Origin of the sequence: Acidovorax sp. FJL06, from assembly GCF_003852545.1 — a bacterium.
Taxonomy (GTDB): Bacteria; Pseudomonadota; Gammaproteobacteria; order Burkholderiales; family Burkholderiaceae_C; genus Acidovorax.
In genome coordinates this window covers 21,524-37,559 of record NZ_QAJR01000019.1, presented here as the reverse complement: position 1 = coordinate 37,559, position 16,036 = coordinate 21,524, and the positions used below count along the sequence as shown (strand labels likewise).

The following is a 16,036-nucleotide window of genomic DNA, read 5'->3' as shown; positions in this document are numbered from 1 at the left end:
TAGAAATCGGGTGGCGCCGCTGGCGGGGACGTTCGAAGGGCGCCTGTAGCCGTTCTGTGCGCCCGGGATGCGGTGCTCTCGTTGCGGTCGAGGATAGCATGCGACCACCTTGCGCCGACTTACATGGGCGACGTTTCCCCGCCGCCGCACCCCAGCGGGGCGGTGCGGGGTGGGGCAAAGCGCTCAGCGGAACAGCCCGCGCACCCGTTCCAGGTCTTCGGGCGTGTCCACGCCCGGGCCCGGGGGCGTGTCGGCCAGGTGCACGGCGATGCGGTGGCCATGCCAGAGGGCGCGCAGCTGCTCCAGCGCCTCGACTGCTTCCGTCGGTGCCGGGGCCAGTTGCGGGAACTGCAGCAAAAAACCGGCGCGGTAGCTGTAGATGCCGATGTGCCGCAGCGGTGCGAAACCCGCCAACGCTGCCACGGATGGGGCCGCAGCCTGCGCGGCGCCCTGCCACCAGGGGGTGCCCACGTGGTCGCGTGCAAAGGGAATGGGTGCGCGGCTGAAATAGTGCGCCAGGCCCCGTGCGTCCAGCACCACCTTGACCACATTGGGGTTGGTGACGTCGGCCAGCGAGGCAATGGTGTGGGCCGCCGTGCCCATGCTGGCCTCGGGCCTGGCAGGGAGCAAGGCCGCCACGGCGTTGATGAGGCCGGGGTCCATCAAGGGTTCGTCTCCCTGCACGTTGACCACGATGTCATCGCCGTTCAGACCCAACTGGGTGCAGGCTTCGGCCAGCCGGTCGCTGCCGCTGGCGTGGTCGGGCCGGGTCATGATGGCCTGCACGCCGTGGGCCTCGCAGGCCTGCAGGATGCGGGCATCGTCTGCGGCGACCACGACATGGGTGGCGGCGCTCTGAGCGGCGCGCTGGGCCACGCGCACCACCATGGGCAGGCCAGCGATGTCGGCCAGCGGTTTGTCCGGCAGGCGGCTCGATGCCATGCGTGCCGGGATCAGCACTGTGAACGGGCTCGCGGCTGCCGGGGCGGCGGCGGTAGTGCTCACTGCTCCAGTTCCTCGTCGGTAAGTGTGCGGGCTTCGTTTTCCAGCAGCACCGGAATGCCGTCGCGCACGGGGTAGGCCAGCCGTGCGCTGCGCGAGATGAGTTCTTGCGCCTCGCGGTCGTAGGTCAGGGGGCCTTTGGTGACAGGGCAGACCAGCAGTTCAAGCAGTTTGGGGTCCATGGGGGCGGGGGCTTTCCGGGAGGGTTCGGCGGGGTTCGTTCACAGGCCCATTCAGGCCGGGGGGGATGATAGCGGTGGCTTGCGCTCTGCGGCCGTGGGTGCCAGTGCCGGGAGCGCTGAGAGCCGCACATCCAGCGCATCAAAAAAGAGGGGGTCGATCTGCACGGCCAAAGGCACGGCCAGCGCCTGGGGGTGCAAGGCCCACAACTTGACCGCATCCTTTTCGGTACAGATCACGGTCTGCCGCGCATCCAGCGGTCGCTTCCAGCTATTGAAATCATAGTGATCCGGCAGGGCCTCCATGTGCTCCAAGGTCAGGCCCTCGGCCTGCAGCATGGCAAAGAAGTCGCCGGGCCGGGCCACCGCCGCCAGCGCGTGCAGCGGCTGGCCGCGCAACTGGGCCAATGGCACCCGGCTGCCATCGGCGCGCACAGCCCAGGGCGCGAGGCGGCGCTGCAGGCCAAACGCCGGGGCGGATGCCTCCTCGGGCGGGGCATGGCCCGCATGCAGCACAAAGTCCACATGGCGCGGCCAGGGCTCCCGCAGCGGGCCGGCGGGCAACAGAAAACCGTTGCCAATGCCCTGGTCGTTGAAGATGCAGATTTCCAGATCGCGCCGCAGCGCCAGGTGCTGCAGGCCGTCGTCGCAGACGATCACGTCGGTGCCGGGGTGGGCGGCCAGCAGTGCGCGTGCGGCGGTGATGCGGCGCGGTGCCACAAACACCGGCATGGCGGCGCTTTCTGCAAAACTGCGTGCGATCAGGGCGGGCTCGTCGCCCACCTCGCTGGCCGGGCTGCCGGGCAGCACGGCGCGGCAATCCTGGGTGCTGCGGCCATAGCCGCGCGAAATCACGCCCACACGCAGGCCGCGAGCCTGCAGGTGTTTCACGAGCGCGATGACCACGGGGGTTTTGCCCGCCCCCCCGGCAATCACATTGCCGACCACGATCACGGGGCGGCCGGGGTGCTCAGAGCGCAGCAGGCCGGTGCGGTAGAGCGCACGGCGCAGCGCCACCAGGGCGTGGTACAGCAGCGCAACGGGCCACAAGGCCCAAGCGGCCGGACCCCGGGTTTGCCATATCTTTTGCAGGCCTTGCTCGGCCGTGGCGCGCCCGGCGGGCGGGCGGGCGGGGGAGGGCGCTGCCGGGGGCGGCTGGGGCCCGGGGGCGGCGCCCATGCCCGTCAGCGGCTGGCCGCGCTGGTCGCGCGTGCGGACGTGGACGACGACTGCGTGGCGAAGGTGATCTGCGTGAGGCCCACACGGCGTGCGGCCTCCATCACCGTGACCACGGACTGGTGCGGCGCCATGGCGTCGGCGCTGATGATGACCACGCTGCCAGGGCCCGCCGTGGCCGCAGCGCGCAGGGCCTGGGCGACGGACTCCACGCCCTTGCCGTCCACGCCGGTCTTGTTGACCGCGTAGCGGCCGTCGGCCGCCACGGCCACGATGATTTCCTTGGGGTGGTCGCGCTGCTGCTCGGCGTCGGCCACCGGCAGCGTGAGCTGCAGCTCGGTGAACTTGCTGTAGGTGGTGGTCAGCATCAGGAAGATGAGGATTACCAGCAGCACGTCGATGAACGGGATCAGGTTGATCTCCGGCTCTTCCTTGGCGCGGGGGCGGAAATTCATGGGGCTTTTATTTGGCTTTGCGCAGACGCAGGATGTGGCGGACAAACTGCTCGGAGGCCAGCTCCAGCGTGAGCAGATACGCATCCACGCGGGCGCGGAAGTAGCGCCAGAAGATCAGCGAGGGGATGGCCACGATCAGGCCGAACGCCGTGTTGTAGAGCGCGATCGAGATGCCATGCGCGAGCTGGGCCGGGTTGCCGCCACCCATGGCCTGGCCCACACCGCCGCCGCCGGCCTGCGAGCCAAAGATCTCGATCATGCCGATCACCGTGCCCAAGAGGCCCAGCAAGGGCGCGGCCGAGGCGATGGTGGCCAGGGCCGAGAGGTACTTCTCCAGCCGGTGCGCGACGGCACGGCCGGTGCCTTCCATGGCGGCACGCAGGTCGGTTTCGCTGCACTGGGGGTTGCTGTTGAGGGCGCGCAGGCCGCTGGCCAGCACCTCGCCCAGGGCCGAGTTCTGGGCCAGCTGGTTCACCACATCGGGGGTGGGCAGGGCCTTGGACGACACGGTGATGGCCTCATCCAGCAACTTGGGCGGGGCGACGCGGGCCGTTTTCAGGGCCAGAAAACGTTCGAAAATCAGCGCCATTCCCAGGACGGAACACGCAATCAGGGGCCAGATGGGCCAGCCTGCGGCTTGTATGATGGACAGCAAATCTCTCTCCGCGCAGATGAAAGCAATCGGCGATTATGGCCCAGCTTGCGGGGGCTGCCGAGTCACAAACCGTTACCTTGCTGCGCGCACCGCCCGCGTTCCCGCTCACCCACAAAATCTGTGGATAACTTTGTGGGCAACCCCTGTTGGGAACCCCGCAAAGTGGCGCCCCGCCGTGCTTGCAACAGATTGATGAAAAATTGCGCAATGAAAAATCCTTATAAATCAATAACTTGTACGTGCGCTGGTGTTTTCCGGGTGGGTTGGTGGGGGCTCTCCATGTTCTTGGCCGTTGGCCGGTTTCTGTGGAGTACTTGCCCGGTGCGCGCAGCGCAAACGCCCGCCGTTTCTCATGTTTGAGCGCACAAACCCAGGCGTGGCGCCGCGTGTGTGGGAGGTTGGCGCGCTGTGCCGCGCCATTGCTGATGCCCTGGAGGCCCGCTTCAATCCCGTGGCCGTGCGCGGCGAGATAACGGGCTTCTCGCGCGCATCCAGCGGGCATTGCTATTTTTCGATCAAGGACGCCCATGGCCAGCTGCGCTGCGCCATGTTCCGCCGGGCGGCCAGCCTGCTTGACTTTTCGCCGCGCGATGGCGAGTTGGTGGAAGTGCGCGGGCGCCTCGGGGTGTATGAGGCGCGTGGGGACTTGCAGTTCATCGTCGAAAGCATGCAGCGGGCCGGGCAGGGCGCATTGTTCGAGCAGTTCCTGCTTCTCAAGGCCCGGCTCGATGCCGAGGGCCTGTTCGACACCGCCCGCAAGCGCCCGCTGCCGCTGCTGCCGCGCGCCATTGGCCTGGTCACGTCGCCCGGTGCGGCAGCGTTGCACGACGTGGTCACCGCACTGCGCCGCCGTGTGCCGCACATCCCCGTGGTGCTCGTGCCCGCGCAGGTGCAGGGGGCGGCGGCCCCCGCCTCGCTGGTGGCGGCGCTATCAAAAATGTATCTGCTTGCGCAAGCGGGGCGTGCCCCAGGGGCTGATTTGACTAATAGCCCGCCCATCGACGTGATCCTGCTGGTGCGTGGCGGCGGCTCCATCGAAGACCTGTGGGCCTTCAACGATGAGCAACTGGCCCGCACCATCGTGCAAAGCCCGGTGCCGCTCATCAGCGGGGTGGGGCACGAGACCGACTTCACCATTGCCGACTTCTGCGCCGATCTGCGCGCGCCCACGCCCACGGCGGCGGCCGAGCTGGTGGCCCAGCCGCGCGAGCTGTGGTTGGGCGCCCTCGGCCTGCTGGCCGGCCGGATCAGCGATGGGGTGCAGCGCCAGCTGGACACCCGCCACCAGCGGCTGGACCAGGCCGCCGCCCGGCTGGGCCGCCCGTCGGGCCTGGTGGCGCGCCAGCAGCTGCAGCTGGCCCGCCTGGCGCAGCGCATGCGCCACGGTGTGCTATTGAAAATGCAGCGTCTTGCGCAGGCGCAGCAGGCGCTAGAAGCCAACTTGCCTGACAAGTTGCAGCGGCGCCTGGCGCAGCAAGCCGACCGCCTGGACCGCACGGCCCTGCGCCTGGAACTGCTGGACCCGCGCCTGGTGCTGCAGCGCGGCTACGCACTGCTCACCGACACCGGCGGGCAGGCCGTGACCAGCGTGCGCCAGGCCCCGCCCGGTGCCGCGCTGCGTGCCACGCTGGCCGACGGGGTGGTGGACGTGACGGTGGCCGCCCAGCCACGCCTGTTGTGAGTGCGCCAACCTGTTCCTGGCGTGGCCAGGGCAGGTGCATATAGCCGTTTGGGGGAGGCTTTCTTTTGTGCTGGGTCACCCTGAGGCTGCACAGGTCACCCGATCTTCCTACAATGCCCCCTTCGCTTTGTGTCCGGCTGCATGGCTCAGGAAAGAACGCGTTGCAGGCGGCATCCCAGAATTTCAAACCACGAGGAAACACCACCATGGAACATACCCTTCCCCCGCTGCCTTACGCCATCGATGCCCTGGCACCGAACTACAGCCAGGAAACCCTGGAGTACCACCACGGCAAGCACCACAACGCCTACGTGGTGAACCTCAACAACCTGCAAAAGGGCACCGAGTTCGAAGCCATGACGCTCGAAGAGATCGTCAAGAAGTCCAGCGGCGGCATCTACAACAACGCTGCGCAAATCTGGAACCACACCTTCTTCTGGAGCTGCATGGCTCCCCAGGGTGGCGGTGAGCCTTCGGGCGCGCTGGCTGCGGCCATCAACGCCAAGTGGGGCAGCTACGCTGCGTTCAAGGAAGCCTTCGTGAAGAGCGCCGTGGGCAACTTCGGTTCGGGCTGGACCTGGCTGGTGAAGAAGGCCGATGGCAGCGTGGACATCGTCAACACCGGCGCCGCCGGCACGCCCCTGACCACCGCCGACAAGGCCCTGCTGACGGTGGACGTGTGGGAGCACGCCTACTACATCGACTACCGCAACATGCGTCCCAAGTTCGTCGAGACCTTCCTCGACAAACTGGTGAACTGGAAGTTTGCCGAAGCCAACTTCGCTTGATGCAAAGCGCATGGCCGCCGGGGAGTTGCCTGGCGGTCCACCATCAAAAAACGGCCCCAGAGGGCCGTTTTTTGATGGGCTGGTCGGGTCGGGGCGGGGCGCTGACCATCAGGTCTTTGGGCCGCTACCGTCCAAGCAGCAAGCGATAGATGCTATTAAAAATGTAGTTCTTCCGCGCCCGTGTGGTGCGCCATTCAGTGCGCCATTCAGTCCTCACTTGCGGCTGAAAGGTGCGCCCCCCAGCTTGGTGCCGGCCTTGAGCCCTTTCTTGGCAAACCAGCCCTGGTTCATCTCCAGCACGTAGCGCACGGGTTTGGCGGAGCAGTGCGAATCGAGTGTCTGGGGCTTCATGTCCGCGAGGTTCACGATGGTGCCGTCATCCGCCACGAAGGCGGCCGTGAGCGGGAGCAGGGTGTTCTTCATCCAGAAGCACTGCTGGGAAGGCTGCTCGAACACGAACAACATGCCTTCGTGCTGGGGCATGTCCTTGCGGAACATCAGCCCGGTCTGGCGCTCCTGGGGGGAGAGGGCCACCTGGGCGTCGATGCGGTGCATGCCGGCCGTGATCTCGATCCGCTGCAGGTCCAATTGCGGCCCCTCCTGGGCCATGGCCACGGTGGCGGGCAGTACGAAGGTGCACGCCAGCGCGGCAGCCCAGGCCCAGGCGCTGCGGCGCGCAGGGCGGCCGGGGCGCAGAGGGCGCTGGCGGCGAGGGGTTGCAATGGTGGTGGGGCGCAGGGTGGTGCAAACAGCGGTCATGGGCGGGGCTTTCGGATCAACACAGACACAAGCACAAAGACAAAGGGCACAACAGGGGGCGGATGGCCTGCCGGGCAGAAAGTCCGGCGGGTGGCCGGCTGCCGGTGGCGGGCCCAATAAAAACGCCCGCTGGTGCGGGCGATTTTGAATCAGTGCAGACCTGGGGCGCCGGGGGCGTTGCGCCAGGTCGATGCTCCTGGCTCAGGCTGCCTTGTGGGCGGTCTTTTTCTTGGCGGTCTTCTTCTTGGCGACCTTCTTGGCTGGCTTGGTGGCCTTGGACTGGGCTACCGGTGCGTTGGCTTGGGCTGCCATGGAAGTAGCGGTGGGGGCGGGGGCTGTGGCGGGCGTTTGTGCGAAAGCACCAGCTGCGAACAGACCGGCCACGAGGACAGCGAGGAGTTTTTTCATATTTGCCGTTTCCAATGTGAACGAAGGGTTGAGGGCCGTGCGAAAACCCGTACGGCTCCAGTCGCAACGATAGCAGCGCCAGGTGCGTTGACAGGGGATGGGACAAAATTTTTTGTCATTAGAATGGTTTGAGACCACACCGTTTTGCCTTATTTGCCGAATCCGATTCGGTGCACCCCGGAGACCTTCCACCCCATGACCACCTACCAGCACATTCTGGTGCCTGCCGAAGGCCAGAAAATCACCGTCAATACCGACATGTCGCTGAACGTGCCGGACGAGCCCATCATCCCCTTCATCGAAGGCGATGGCACGGGCCTCGATATCACGCCCGTGATGATCAAGGTGGTGGATGCCGCCGTGGCCAAGGCCTATGGCGGCAAGAAGAAGATCCACTGGATGGAGGTGTATGCGGGCGAAAAGTCCACCAAGGTCTATGGCCCCGATGTATGGCTGCCCGAAGAAACCCTGGCGGTGCTGCGCGAGTACGTGGTCTCCATCAAGGGGCCGCTCACCACGCCCGTGGGCGGCGGCATCCGCTCGCTCAATGTGGCCCTGCGCCAGGAGCTGGACCTGTATGTCTGCCTGCGCCCGGTGCAGTATTTCAAGGGCGTGCCTTCGCCGCTGAAAGAGCCCGAGAAGACCAACATGGTGATCTTCCGCGAGAACTCGGAAGACATCTACGCCGGCATCGAGTTCGAAGCCGAGTCCGACAAGGCCAAGAAGCTCATCAAGTTCCTGCAGGAAGAGATGGGCGTCAAGAAGATCCGCTTCCCCAACACCTCGGGCCTGGGCGTCAAGCCGGTGTCCCGCGAGGGCACGGAGCGCCTGGTGCGCAAGGCCATCCAGTACGCCATCGACAACGACAAGCCCAGCGTGACCATCGTGCACAAGGGCAACATCATGAAGTTCACCGAAGGCGGCTTCCGCGACTGGGCTTATGCGCTGGCGCAAAAGGAGTTTGGCGCCGAGCTGATCGACGGAGGCCCCTGGTGCAAGCTCAAGAACCCCAAGACGGGCAAGGACATCACCGTCAAGGACAGCATTGCCGACGCCTTCCTGCAGCAGATTTTGCTGCGCCCCGCCGAGTATTCGGTGGTGGCCACGCTCAACCTCAACGGCGACTACATCTCCGATGCGCTGGCGGCGCAGGTGGGCGGCATTGGCATTGCGCCCGGTGCCAACCTGTCCGACTCGGTGGCCTGCTTTGAGGCCACCCATGGCACAGCGCCCAAGTACGCGGGCAAGGACTATGTGAACCCGGGCTCCGAGATCCTCTCGGCCGAGATGATGCTGCGCCATATGGGCTGGACCGCCGCCGCCAACCTGATCATCAGCGCGCTCGAAAAGTCGATTGCCTCCAAGAAGGTGACCTACGACTTTGCCCGCCTGATGGACGGTGCCACGCAGGTGAGCTGCTCGGGCTTTGGGCAGGTGATGATCGACCACATGTGATGTGCCTTCCTGCCGCCACAGACCCGTGCTCTGCACGGGCCCGCGCGGTCAGGCAGCCCCTGATTCCCTCATGGAGTCAGGGGCTTTTTTGTGGGCGCTGAAATCCAAGGGCCAGGCACCGCAGCATTGGCACTTCTGTGTTGGTGTTTTGGGGCGTTCCCACCTAATATGGTTTGACGCTTTGGCATGGCTTGTACGGGTCCATGGCCTGCGGACAGTGGCAAGCATCGAAGAGCCGGGGGCGTATGGCTCCCCACAAAGCAAGAGGGCTGCATGGCGTCTGACTTTTCTGCCGCGTACTGGGAGCAAAACCCCGATGCACTGTTGGTGCTGTCGCCCGACGGCAACGTGCTCAACTGGAACCCCGCCGCCGAGGTGATCTTCGGCTATCCCCAGGCCGAGGTGCTGGGGCGCCCGGTGCTGGAGCTGATCGTTCCCCCAGACCGGGCGCAGGAGGACGCGGACATGCGCGCCGAGGCCCTGCGCGGCAGTTCGGTGGTGCACGAGTCGGTGCGGCGCCGCAAGGACGGCTCGCTCGTGCATGTCAATGTGTCCACCAAGGCCGTGCGGGGCGCCGATGGGCTGCTGCTGCACTACCTCTCCAGCACCAAGGATGTCACGCAGCTCAAGGTGCAGCGCGATGCCAAGCTGCTGGAAGCGCGCTTTCGCGATCTGCTCGAATCCACCCCCGACGCCATCGTGATGGTCAACGTGACGGGGCGCATCGTGCTGGTCAACTCCCAGGCCGAGCGGGTGTTTGGCTACCCCCGTGCCGAATTGCTCGGCCAGGCCGTGGAGGTGCTGTTGCCCCACCGCTACCGGGGTGCCCACCTGGGCCACCGCAGCGGCTTTTTTGGCCAGCCGCGCACGCGCACCATGGGCGCGGGGCTGGAGCTGCATGGCCTGCACAAGGACCGGGGCGAGTTTCCGGTGGAGATCAGCCTGAGCCCGATCGACACCGAAGAGGGCACGATGGTGATGAGCGCCATCCGCGACATCACCGACCGCAAGCGGGCCGACCAGAAGTTCAAGGACCTGCTGGAGGCCGCGCCCGACGCCATGGTCATCGTCAACCGCGAGGGGCGCATCGTGCTGGTCAACTCGCAGGCTGTGAAGCTGTTTGGCTGGAGCCGTGACGAGCTGCTGGGGCAGCCCATCGAGCTGCTGGTGCCCGAGCGCTTTGGCGTCCGCCACCCCGAACACCGGCACCGTTTTTTTGCCGAGCCGCGTTCGCGTTCCATGGGCGCAGGGCTGGACCTGTATGGCTTGCGCAAGGACCGCTCGGAGTTCCCGGTCGAGATCAGCCTGAGCCCGCTGGAGACGGAGGAGGGTTTGTTTGTCTCCAGCGCCATCCGCGATGTGACCGAGCGCAAGCGCATCGAGCAGGTGCTGCGCGACAAGAACCTGGAGCTGGAGAACGCGGCCCTGGTCAAGGACCGCTTTCTGGCCAGCATGTCGCACGAGCTGCGCACGCCGCTCAACGCCATCATCGGCTTCACGGGCACGCTGCTGATGAAGCTGCCCGGCCCCCTCAATGCCGAGCAGGACAAGCAGCTGCGCATCGTGCAGACAGGGGCCAAGCACCTGCTGTCCCTCATCAACGACCTGCTGGATGTGGCCAAGCTCAGCGCCAACAAGGTGATGCTGAACCTGGAGCCGGTGGACTGCAAGGCCCTGATCCAGGAGGTGTCGGCCACGCTGGAGCTGGAGGCCCGGCGCAAGGGCCTGGCATTTGCGGTCCACATGCCTTCAGAGGACGTGTTGCTCACGACCGACCGGCGGGCACTGAGCCAGATCCTCATCAACCTGGTGGGCAACGCCATCAAGTTCACGCAGCAGGGCCAGGTCGATGTGGTGCTGCATGAGCTGCCCCTGCCGAGGGGCGGGCGCAGCGTGCAGCTGCGGGTGCGGGACACGGGCCCCGGCATTGCGCTGCAGGAGCAGCCCCGCCTGTTCGAGGCCTTTTCGCGCGTCGAAAGCGCTGACCGCCGCCACCACGAAGGCACGGGCCTGGGGTTGCACCTGAGCCGCAAGCTGGCCGAGGCCCTGGGCGGCACCCTGGGCTTTGACAGCGAGGAGGGGCGGGGCAGCACCTTCGTGCTTGAACTGCAGGAGCGCAGCGCATGACAAAAGCCTCCATCCTGGTCATCGAGGACGACGATGCCAGCCGGCAGCTGGTCACCTACCTGCTCGAAGCCGCTGGCCACCGCGTGCTCGCCGCTGAAAACGGGGCCGTGGGGCTGCGCATCGCGCTGGCAGAGGGCCCGGACATCATCCTGTGCGACCTGCAGATGCCCGTGATGAACGGCTACGAGGTGGCGCGCAGCCTGCGCACCAGCATGCTCTGGCGCGTGGTGCCCCTGGTGGCGGTCACGGCATTTTCGATGCCGGGCGACCGCGAGAAGGCGCTGGACGTGGGCTTCAATGAACACCTGCCCAAGCCCATCACGCCCGAGACCTTTGTCCAGCAGGTCGAGGCCTTCCTGGGGCCCCCGTTCAATTCACAGCCCGCCGAGGGTTGACGTTGCAGCAGGCCCCGCATGGCAAAGATCCTCGTCGTTGACGACCTCCCCGACAACCGGGCGCTGGTGGTCACGCTCATCGGGCACAGTGGCCACCAGGCGCTGGAGGCCGCCGATGGTGCCGAGGCGCTGGCCCTGGTGCGCGCCGAGCGGCCCGACCTGGTGATCTCCGACATCCTGATGCCGACCATGGACGGCTACGAGTTCGTGCGCCAGTTGCGGGCTGACCACCACCTGGCGGCCACGCAGGTGATCTTCTACAGCGCGCACTACCGCGAGCAGGAGGCCCGCAGCCTCGCGCTGGCCTGCGCGGTCACGCAGGTCCTGGTCAAGCCCTGCGAGCCGCAGGACATCCTGGCCGCCATCGAACAGGCGCTCACGCAGATTGCGCCCCGGCCGTCGGTGTCGTTGGAGCATGGCTTCCAGACCCGGCATCTGCAGCTCATGACCGACAAGCTCACCGGCAACATGGCCGAGCTGGAGGCCATGAACCGGCGCCTGGCCGCGCTGACCGACCTGAATCTGCAGCTGGCCTCCGAGCGCGACCCGCAGGTGCTGCTGGCCAATGTGTGCCGGGGCGCGCGCGAGCTGGTGGGCGCGCAGTACGCCGTGCTGTGCGTGGTGCGCAAGCACAGCGACAGCGCCATCACCTGCACCAGCGGCATCGAGACCGCGCGCACCGGGCCGCAAGACCAGCCGCTGGACCTGCCCGTGGTCTCGCACGGCTTGCTGGGGCAGTTGCGTGCCGACCGCCGGTCCGAGCGCCTGGCCAACCCCGGCGGCCACCCCAGCGCCATCGGCCTGCCAGCGGGCTACCCGCCGCTGCACACCGGGCTGATTGCACCCATCACCTCGCTGTCTTTCTCGTATGGCTGGATCTGCCTGGCCAACAAGGAGGGCGCCGAGGCCTTCAGCGCCGATGACGAAAAGATCCTGGCCATTCTGGGCGCACAGGTGGGGCGCATCTATGAAAACGGCAGCCTTTACATAGAGATCCAGAAACATGCCGAACAACTGCAGGTAGAGGTGTTCGAGCGCCAGCGCGCCATGGATGAACTGCGCGCCAACAAGGCCAGCCTGCGCCGGGCGCAGGCCCTGGCCAAGATCACGCATGTGATCAGCGGGCCCGACGGCACCTTTGAGCGCTGGCAGGACACCTTGCCGGGCATGCTGGGGCTGGTGGCCGACGCCATGCCCCGGTCCGCACGCGACTGGATGGCCCTGGTGCACCCCGATGACCGCGGCATGTTCCGCCACCATGCGCTGCGGGCCGCGCAGGACAAGGCCCGCGTGGACTTCACCTACCGCGTGTTGGCCCCCGGTGGCGGGTTGCTGCACCTGCGCCAGGTGATGGAGCCCCTGGAGGACGATGCTGCGGGGGCGGACGGGCCGGGGCGCTGGTTCAACACCATCCAGGATGTGACCAAGGAAAAGCGCGCCGAAGAAGAACTGCACGAAAGCGACCGGCGCTTCAACACCATGCTCGACAAGGTCGAGATGATCTCGATGATGCTGGACTGCGAAGGCCACATCACCTATTGCAACGACTACCTGCTGCGCCTGACGGGCTGGCAGCGCGAGGAGGTCTTCGGCCGCAACTGGTTCGAGCTGTTCGTGCCGCCGCAGGCAGCCCCGGTGCGCGCCCTGTTTGCCGACCTGCTGGACGACCGCCCTTGCGCCTGGCATTACGACAGCGAAATCCTCACCCGCTCGGGCGAGCGGCGCCTGGTGCACTGGAACAACACCGTGCTGCGCTCCGTGGGCGGGCAGGTCACGGGTGCGGCCTGCCTGGGCGAAGACATCACCGAGCGCCGCGAGGCCGAGCGCAAGATCAAGCGGCTCAACCGCGTGCATGCCGTGCTCAGCGGCATCAACACCCTGATCGTGCGCGTGCGCCAGCGCGACGAGCTGTTCCGCGAGGCCTGCCGGATTGCCGTGGAGCAGGGCCAGTTCAAGATCGCGTGGATTGGCAAGGTGGACCGCAGCCGCCACCAGGTGCTGCCGGTGGCCCTGTGGGGGGCGGGGGCCGACTTCCTCATGCACATCAAGGACCGCCTGTGGCTTCACGATGCGCCCACGCCGGGCGAGAGCCTGAGCGCCGTGGTGGCTCGCACGCAGCGCCCCGTGGTGTGCGACGACATCCTGGGCGACCCGCGCATCATGCTGCCCCAGCAGCTGTCGGAGCGCGGTGTGGCGTCGATGGCCGTGCTGCCGCTGCTGGTCGCCCACGAGGTGGTCGGCGTGCTGGCCTTGTTTGCAGACGAGGTGGGGTTTTTTGACGATGCCGAGTTGCGGCTGCTGACCGAGCTGGCTGGGGACATCAGCTTTGCCATGGACCACCTCGACAAGGAAGACCGGCTGAGCTACCTGGCCTACTACGACGAAATCACCGGCCTGCCCAACCGCACGCTGTTCCTGGAGCGCAGCGGGCAGCACCTGCGCCCCCGCGAAGGGGCCAAGGCGCTGCAGGGCATCGCGCTCATGGACATCAGCCGGTTTCGCATCGTCAACGACACCCTGGGGCGCCAGGTGGGCGACGAGCTGCTCAAGCAGGTGGGCCAGCGGCTGCAGCAGGCGGCGGGTGATCTGTACGACGTGGCCCGCATCGGCATCAACAGCTTTGGCATTGCCGTGACCGAGGCGCGCGATGCGGGCGCCGTGGCGGTGGCGGTCGACCACCTGGTGCGCGCCTGCTTCGATGCCCCCTTTGCATTGGGCGGCACCGAGCTGCGCATGGCGGCCAAAACCGGCGTGGCCCTGTATCCGCTGGACGGCGGTGATGCCGAGACGCTGCTGCGCAATGCCGAAGCGGCCCTCAACAAGGCCAAGGCGTCGGCCGACAGCCTGCTGCTCTACACCTCAGAGATGAACACCCGCGTGGCCGAGGCGCTGAGCCTGGAGGGGCGCCTGCGCGAAGCCCTGGAGCAAGGCCAGTTCGTGCTGCATTACCAGCCCAAGCTGCACCTGGCCACTGGCGCCCTGGCGGGTGCCGAGGCACTGATCCGCTGGAACGACCCGCGCCGGGGGCTGGTGCCGCCCGCGCAGTTCATCCCCATCCTGGAAGAAACCGGCCTGATCTACGACGTGGGCCGCTGGGCGCTGCGGCAGGCGCTGGCCGACAACCTGCGCTGGCGCCAGGCGGGCCTGGCGCCCCTGCGGGTGGCGGTCAACGTCTCCATCCTGCAGCTGCGGCACCGGGGCTTTATCGGCGAGGTGCGCGATGCCGTGGCCCACGACGCCGCAGCCGCCAGCGGGCTGGAGCTGGAGATCACCGAAAGCATGGTGATGGACGACGTGGAGCGCAGCACCCAGAGCCTGCACGCGCTGCGCGAGATGGGCATCACCATCGCCATCGACGACTTTGGCACCGGCTTCTCGTCGCTGAGCTACCTGGCCCGGCTGCCGGTGGACACGCTCAAGATCGATCGCTCGTTCATCATGAACATGGCGGCGGGGCCGCAGGGCGCGGCGCTGGTGTCCACCATCGTCAGCCTGGGGCACTCGCTGCGCCTCAAGGTGGTGGCCGAGGGGGTGGAGACCGAGGACCAGTCCCGCCGGCTGGCGCTGCTGGGCTGCGACGAGATCCAGGGCTACCTGCTCAGCCAGCCACTGCCCGCCCACCTGTTCGAGGAGCGCTTCCTGCGCGAGGTGGCGCCTGCGCCTGTGTCGTAGGGCGCTATGTTTTGTATAGCTGCTTGCGCTTGATGGGCGGGCGGTAGAGGCGGTTTTTGCCTGACTATGTACCTGTCTCAGAGACCGACCTACCCGTTCGGGCTGAGCCTGTCGAAGCCAGTGCTTGCCGTGTGCGTGCAAGGCTTCGACAGGCTCAGCCCGAACGGATGGGGGAGAAGTGTCTGAGGCATATACATAGATCAGGGGTTTTTGCCTGTGGTCGTTTAGCGGACCCGCTCCGACTCCACCACCAGGTCCAGCACATAGGCGTGGCTGGGCGCGTCGGCCGGCAACTGGCCATTGCGCGCCAGCGAGTAGCGCTGCACCCGCAGCACATTGCGCATGCCCGGCTCGTGGCGGTAGCCGTCGATCTCGCCCTGGAAGATGCGCCATTCGCCCACGCCCTGCCGCACGCCGTTGTCGGCATAGCGCACATCGCGCACGCGCAGGCACTGGGCGTGGGGCATCAGCGGGTGGTTGCAGGCCACGCGCTCGGGAGCCACTTCCAGAAACAGGCGCTCGCCCGCCGAGCCATAGCGCGTGGCGGGCGTGGGGGTGCCGGCCAGTTCCCAGCGGCTGCCGTCGGCAAACCATACCGTCAGCTGCGGCGCATCGGTGGCGCCGCCGCCCCGCACTTCAAAACGCTGGGCCTGGGGCAGCAGGGCGCCCACACGCTGCTCCAGCGCCATCAAGTCGCGCTCGGCGCAGGCGCGTTTGGTGGACACGGGCTGGCCCACCTGCAGGCCCGGGCCTTGCAGCGTGTAACCCGCGCCCATCACGTTGCACAGGTTTTGCACCGACAGCCGCTGGGCCTCAAAGTGCAGGCGCAGCGGGCTGCGGCCGGCCAGCAGCCAGCCCGGTGCCACCTGGCCCCGGGCATCGTGCGCGGACACCAGGTCCCAGTCATAGGCCTGCAGCGTGCGGGCGGAGGTCGGGGCCGCATGGAGCGAAGAAGAGGGGGCGGTGGAAGAGTGAGAAGGGGGCTGCGTCATGGGGGCTCCCTGGGGCTGGCTGCCGCAGGCGGCCAGCAGTGCCGCCAACGTGATCGCGGCCAGGGCCTTACCGAAGGCGGGCCGCCCGGCGCTGGGGATGTGAATCGGTGTCATGTGCATTCCGCCACCTTAGCGGAAAAGCACCCCAGGCTGGGTAGGAGAGGGGCGCGTGGGCGGTGGTGCTCGCGCAACGGCGTACCAAGCCTGTGGGGCTGAAGGTGGGTGCGGACTTGGGCCCCACGCGGTCACTGGTTCGCAACCCCCATTTGCGCAGTCTGAAAAGAGCCTGTTG

General features: G+C 67.0%; 14 protein-coding genes. 6 read left to right on the top strand and 8 right to left on the bottom strand.

Annotated features, from left to right (window positions below; translation table 11 throughout):
• Positions 1-183 precede the first annotated feature (183 nt).
• Genes kdsB through DBV10_RS12180 form a run of 5 tightly spaced genes read right to left on the bottom strand, consistent with a single transcriptional unit; the run spans position 184 to position 3,467 of the window.
• A complete protein-coding gene (gene kdsB / locus DBV10_RS12200) occupies positions 184-1,005 on the bottom strand; it encodes a 3-deoxy-manno-octulosonate cytidylyltransferase (protein WP_124513915.1) in 822 nt (273 codons plus the stop codon).
• Entirely contained in the window at positions 1,002-1,184 is a 183-nt protein-coding gene (locus DBV10_RS12195) for a Trm112 family protein (RefSeq protein ID WP_124513914.1), read from the bottom strand. The genes kdsB and DBV10_RS12195 overlap by 4 nt, the downstream gene beginning before the upstream one ends.
• 51 nt (positions 1,185-1,235) lie before the next feature.
• Positions 1,236-2,360, bottom strand: a complete 1,125-nt coding sequence (gene lpxK / locus DBV10_RS12190; RefSeq protein ID WP_124513913.1) for a tetraacyldisaccharide 4'-kinase — start codon at positions 2,358-2,360, stop codon at positions 1,236-1,238.
• Positions 2,361-2,365: 5 nt separating this feature from the next.
• Positions 2,366-2,812, bottom strand: a complete 447-nt coding sequence (locus tag DBV10_RS12185; RefSeq protein WP_124513912.1) for a biopolymer transporter ExbD — start codon at positions 2,810-2,812, stop codon at positions 2,366-2,368.
• A 7-nt stretch (positions 2,813-2,819) separates the two neighbouring features.
• Positions 2,820-3,467 (bottom strand): MotA/TolQ/ExbB proton channel family protein, encoded by a 648-nt coding sequence (locus DBV10_RS12180; RefSeq protein ID WP_124513911.1) that lies wholly within the window; start codon positions 3,465-3,467, stop codon positions 2,820-2,822.
• Positions 3,468-3,819: 352 nt separating this feature from the next.
• Here DBV10_RS12180 and xseA point away from each other — a divergent pair, with 352 nt between their 5' ends.
• The gene (xseA, locus tag DBV10_RS12175) at positions 3,820-5,148 is read left to right on the top strand and encodes an exodeoxyribonuclease VII large subunit (RefSeq protein ID WP_124513910.1); all 1,329 of its coding nucleotides are present in this window, start codon (positions 3,820-3,822) and stop codon (positions 5,146-5,148) included.
• A gap of 206 nt (positions 5,149-5,354) precedes the next feature.
• Positions 5,355-5,936 (top strand): superoxide dismutase, encoded by a 582-nt coding sequence (locus tag DBV10_RS12170; RefSeq protein WP_124513909.1) that lies wholly within the window; start codon positions 5,355-5,357, stop codon positions 5,934-5,936.
• 213 nt (positions 5,937-6,149) lie between these two features.
• On the opposite strand, the gene DBV10_RS12165 is transcribed toward DBV10_RS12170, so the two are convergent.
• Positions 6,150-6,695 carry a DUF192 domain-containing protein gene (locus DBV10_RS12165; protein WP_233589902.1) on the bottom strand — a complete coding sequence of 182 codons (546 nt, stop codon included), beginning with the start codon at positions 6,693-6,695 and terminating at the stop codon, positions 6,150-6,152.
• A 201-nt stretch (positions 6,696-6,896) separates the two neighbouring features.
• Positions 6,897-7,103, bottom strand: coding sequence for a hypothetical protein (locus DBV10_RS12160; RefSeq protein WP_124513908.1), 207 nt, complete (start codon positions 7,101-7,103; stop codon positions 6,897-6,899).
• 195 nt (positions 7,104-7,298) lie between these two features.
• Between DBV10_RS12160 and icd the strand changes: the two genes are divergently transcribed.
• The 4 genes from icd to DBV10_RS12140 all read left to right on the top strand — a co-directional run bounded on the left by icd (position 7,299) and on the right by DBV10_RS12140 (position 14,752).
• Positions 7,299-8,558, top strand: a complete 1,260-nt coding sequence (icd, locus tag DBV10_RS12155) for an NADP-dependent isocitrate dehydrogenase (RefSeq protein WP_124513907.1) — start codon at positions 7,299-7,301, stop codon at positions 8,556-8,558.
• Positions 8,559-8,831: 273 nt separating this feature from the next.
• The gene (locus DBV10_RS12150) at positions 8,832-10,685 is read left to right on the top strand and encodes a PAS domain-containing sensor histidine kinase (RefSeq protein ID WP_124513906.1); all 1,854 of its coding nucleotides are present in this window, start codon (positions 8,832-8,834) and stop codon (positions 10,683-10,685) included.
• Positions 10,682-11,080: a response regulator gene (locus DBV10_RS12145; RefSeq protein WP_124513905.1), complete on the top strand. Its 399-nt coding sequence runs from the start codon at positions 10,682-10,684 to the stop codon at positions 11,078-11,080. The genes DBV10_RS12150 and DBV10_RS12145 overlap by 4 nt, the downstream gene beginning before the upstream one ends.
• Positions 11,081-11,098: 18 nt before the next feature.
• Positions 11,099-14,752 carry an EAL domain-containing protein gene (locus DBV10_RS12140; RefSeq protein WP_124513904.1) on the top strand — a complete coding sequence of 1,218 codons (3,654 nt, stop codon included), beginning with the start codon at positions 11,099-11,101 and terminating at the stop codon, positions 14,750-14,752.
• A gap of 224 nt (positions 14,753-14,976) precedes the next feature.
• Here DBV10_RS12140 and DBV10_RS12135 read toward each other — a convergent pair whose 3' ends face one another.
• Positions 14,977-15,858, bottom strand: a complete 882-nt coding sequence (locus tag DBV10_RS12135) for an META and DUF4377 domain-containing protein (protein WP_124513903.1) — start codon at positions 15,856-15,858, stop codon at positions 14,977-14,979.
• Positions 15,859-16,036: the final 178 nt, after the last annotated feature.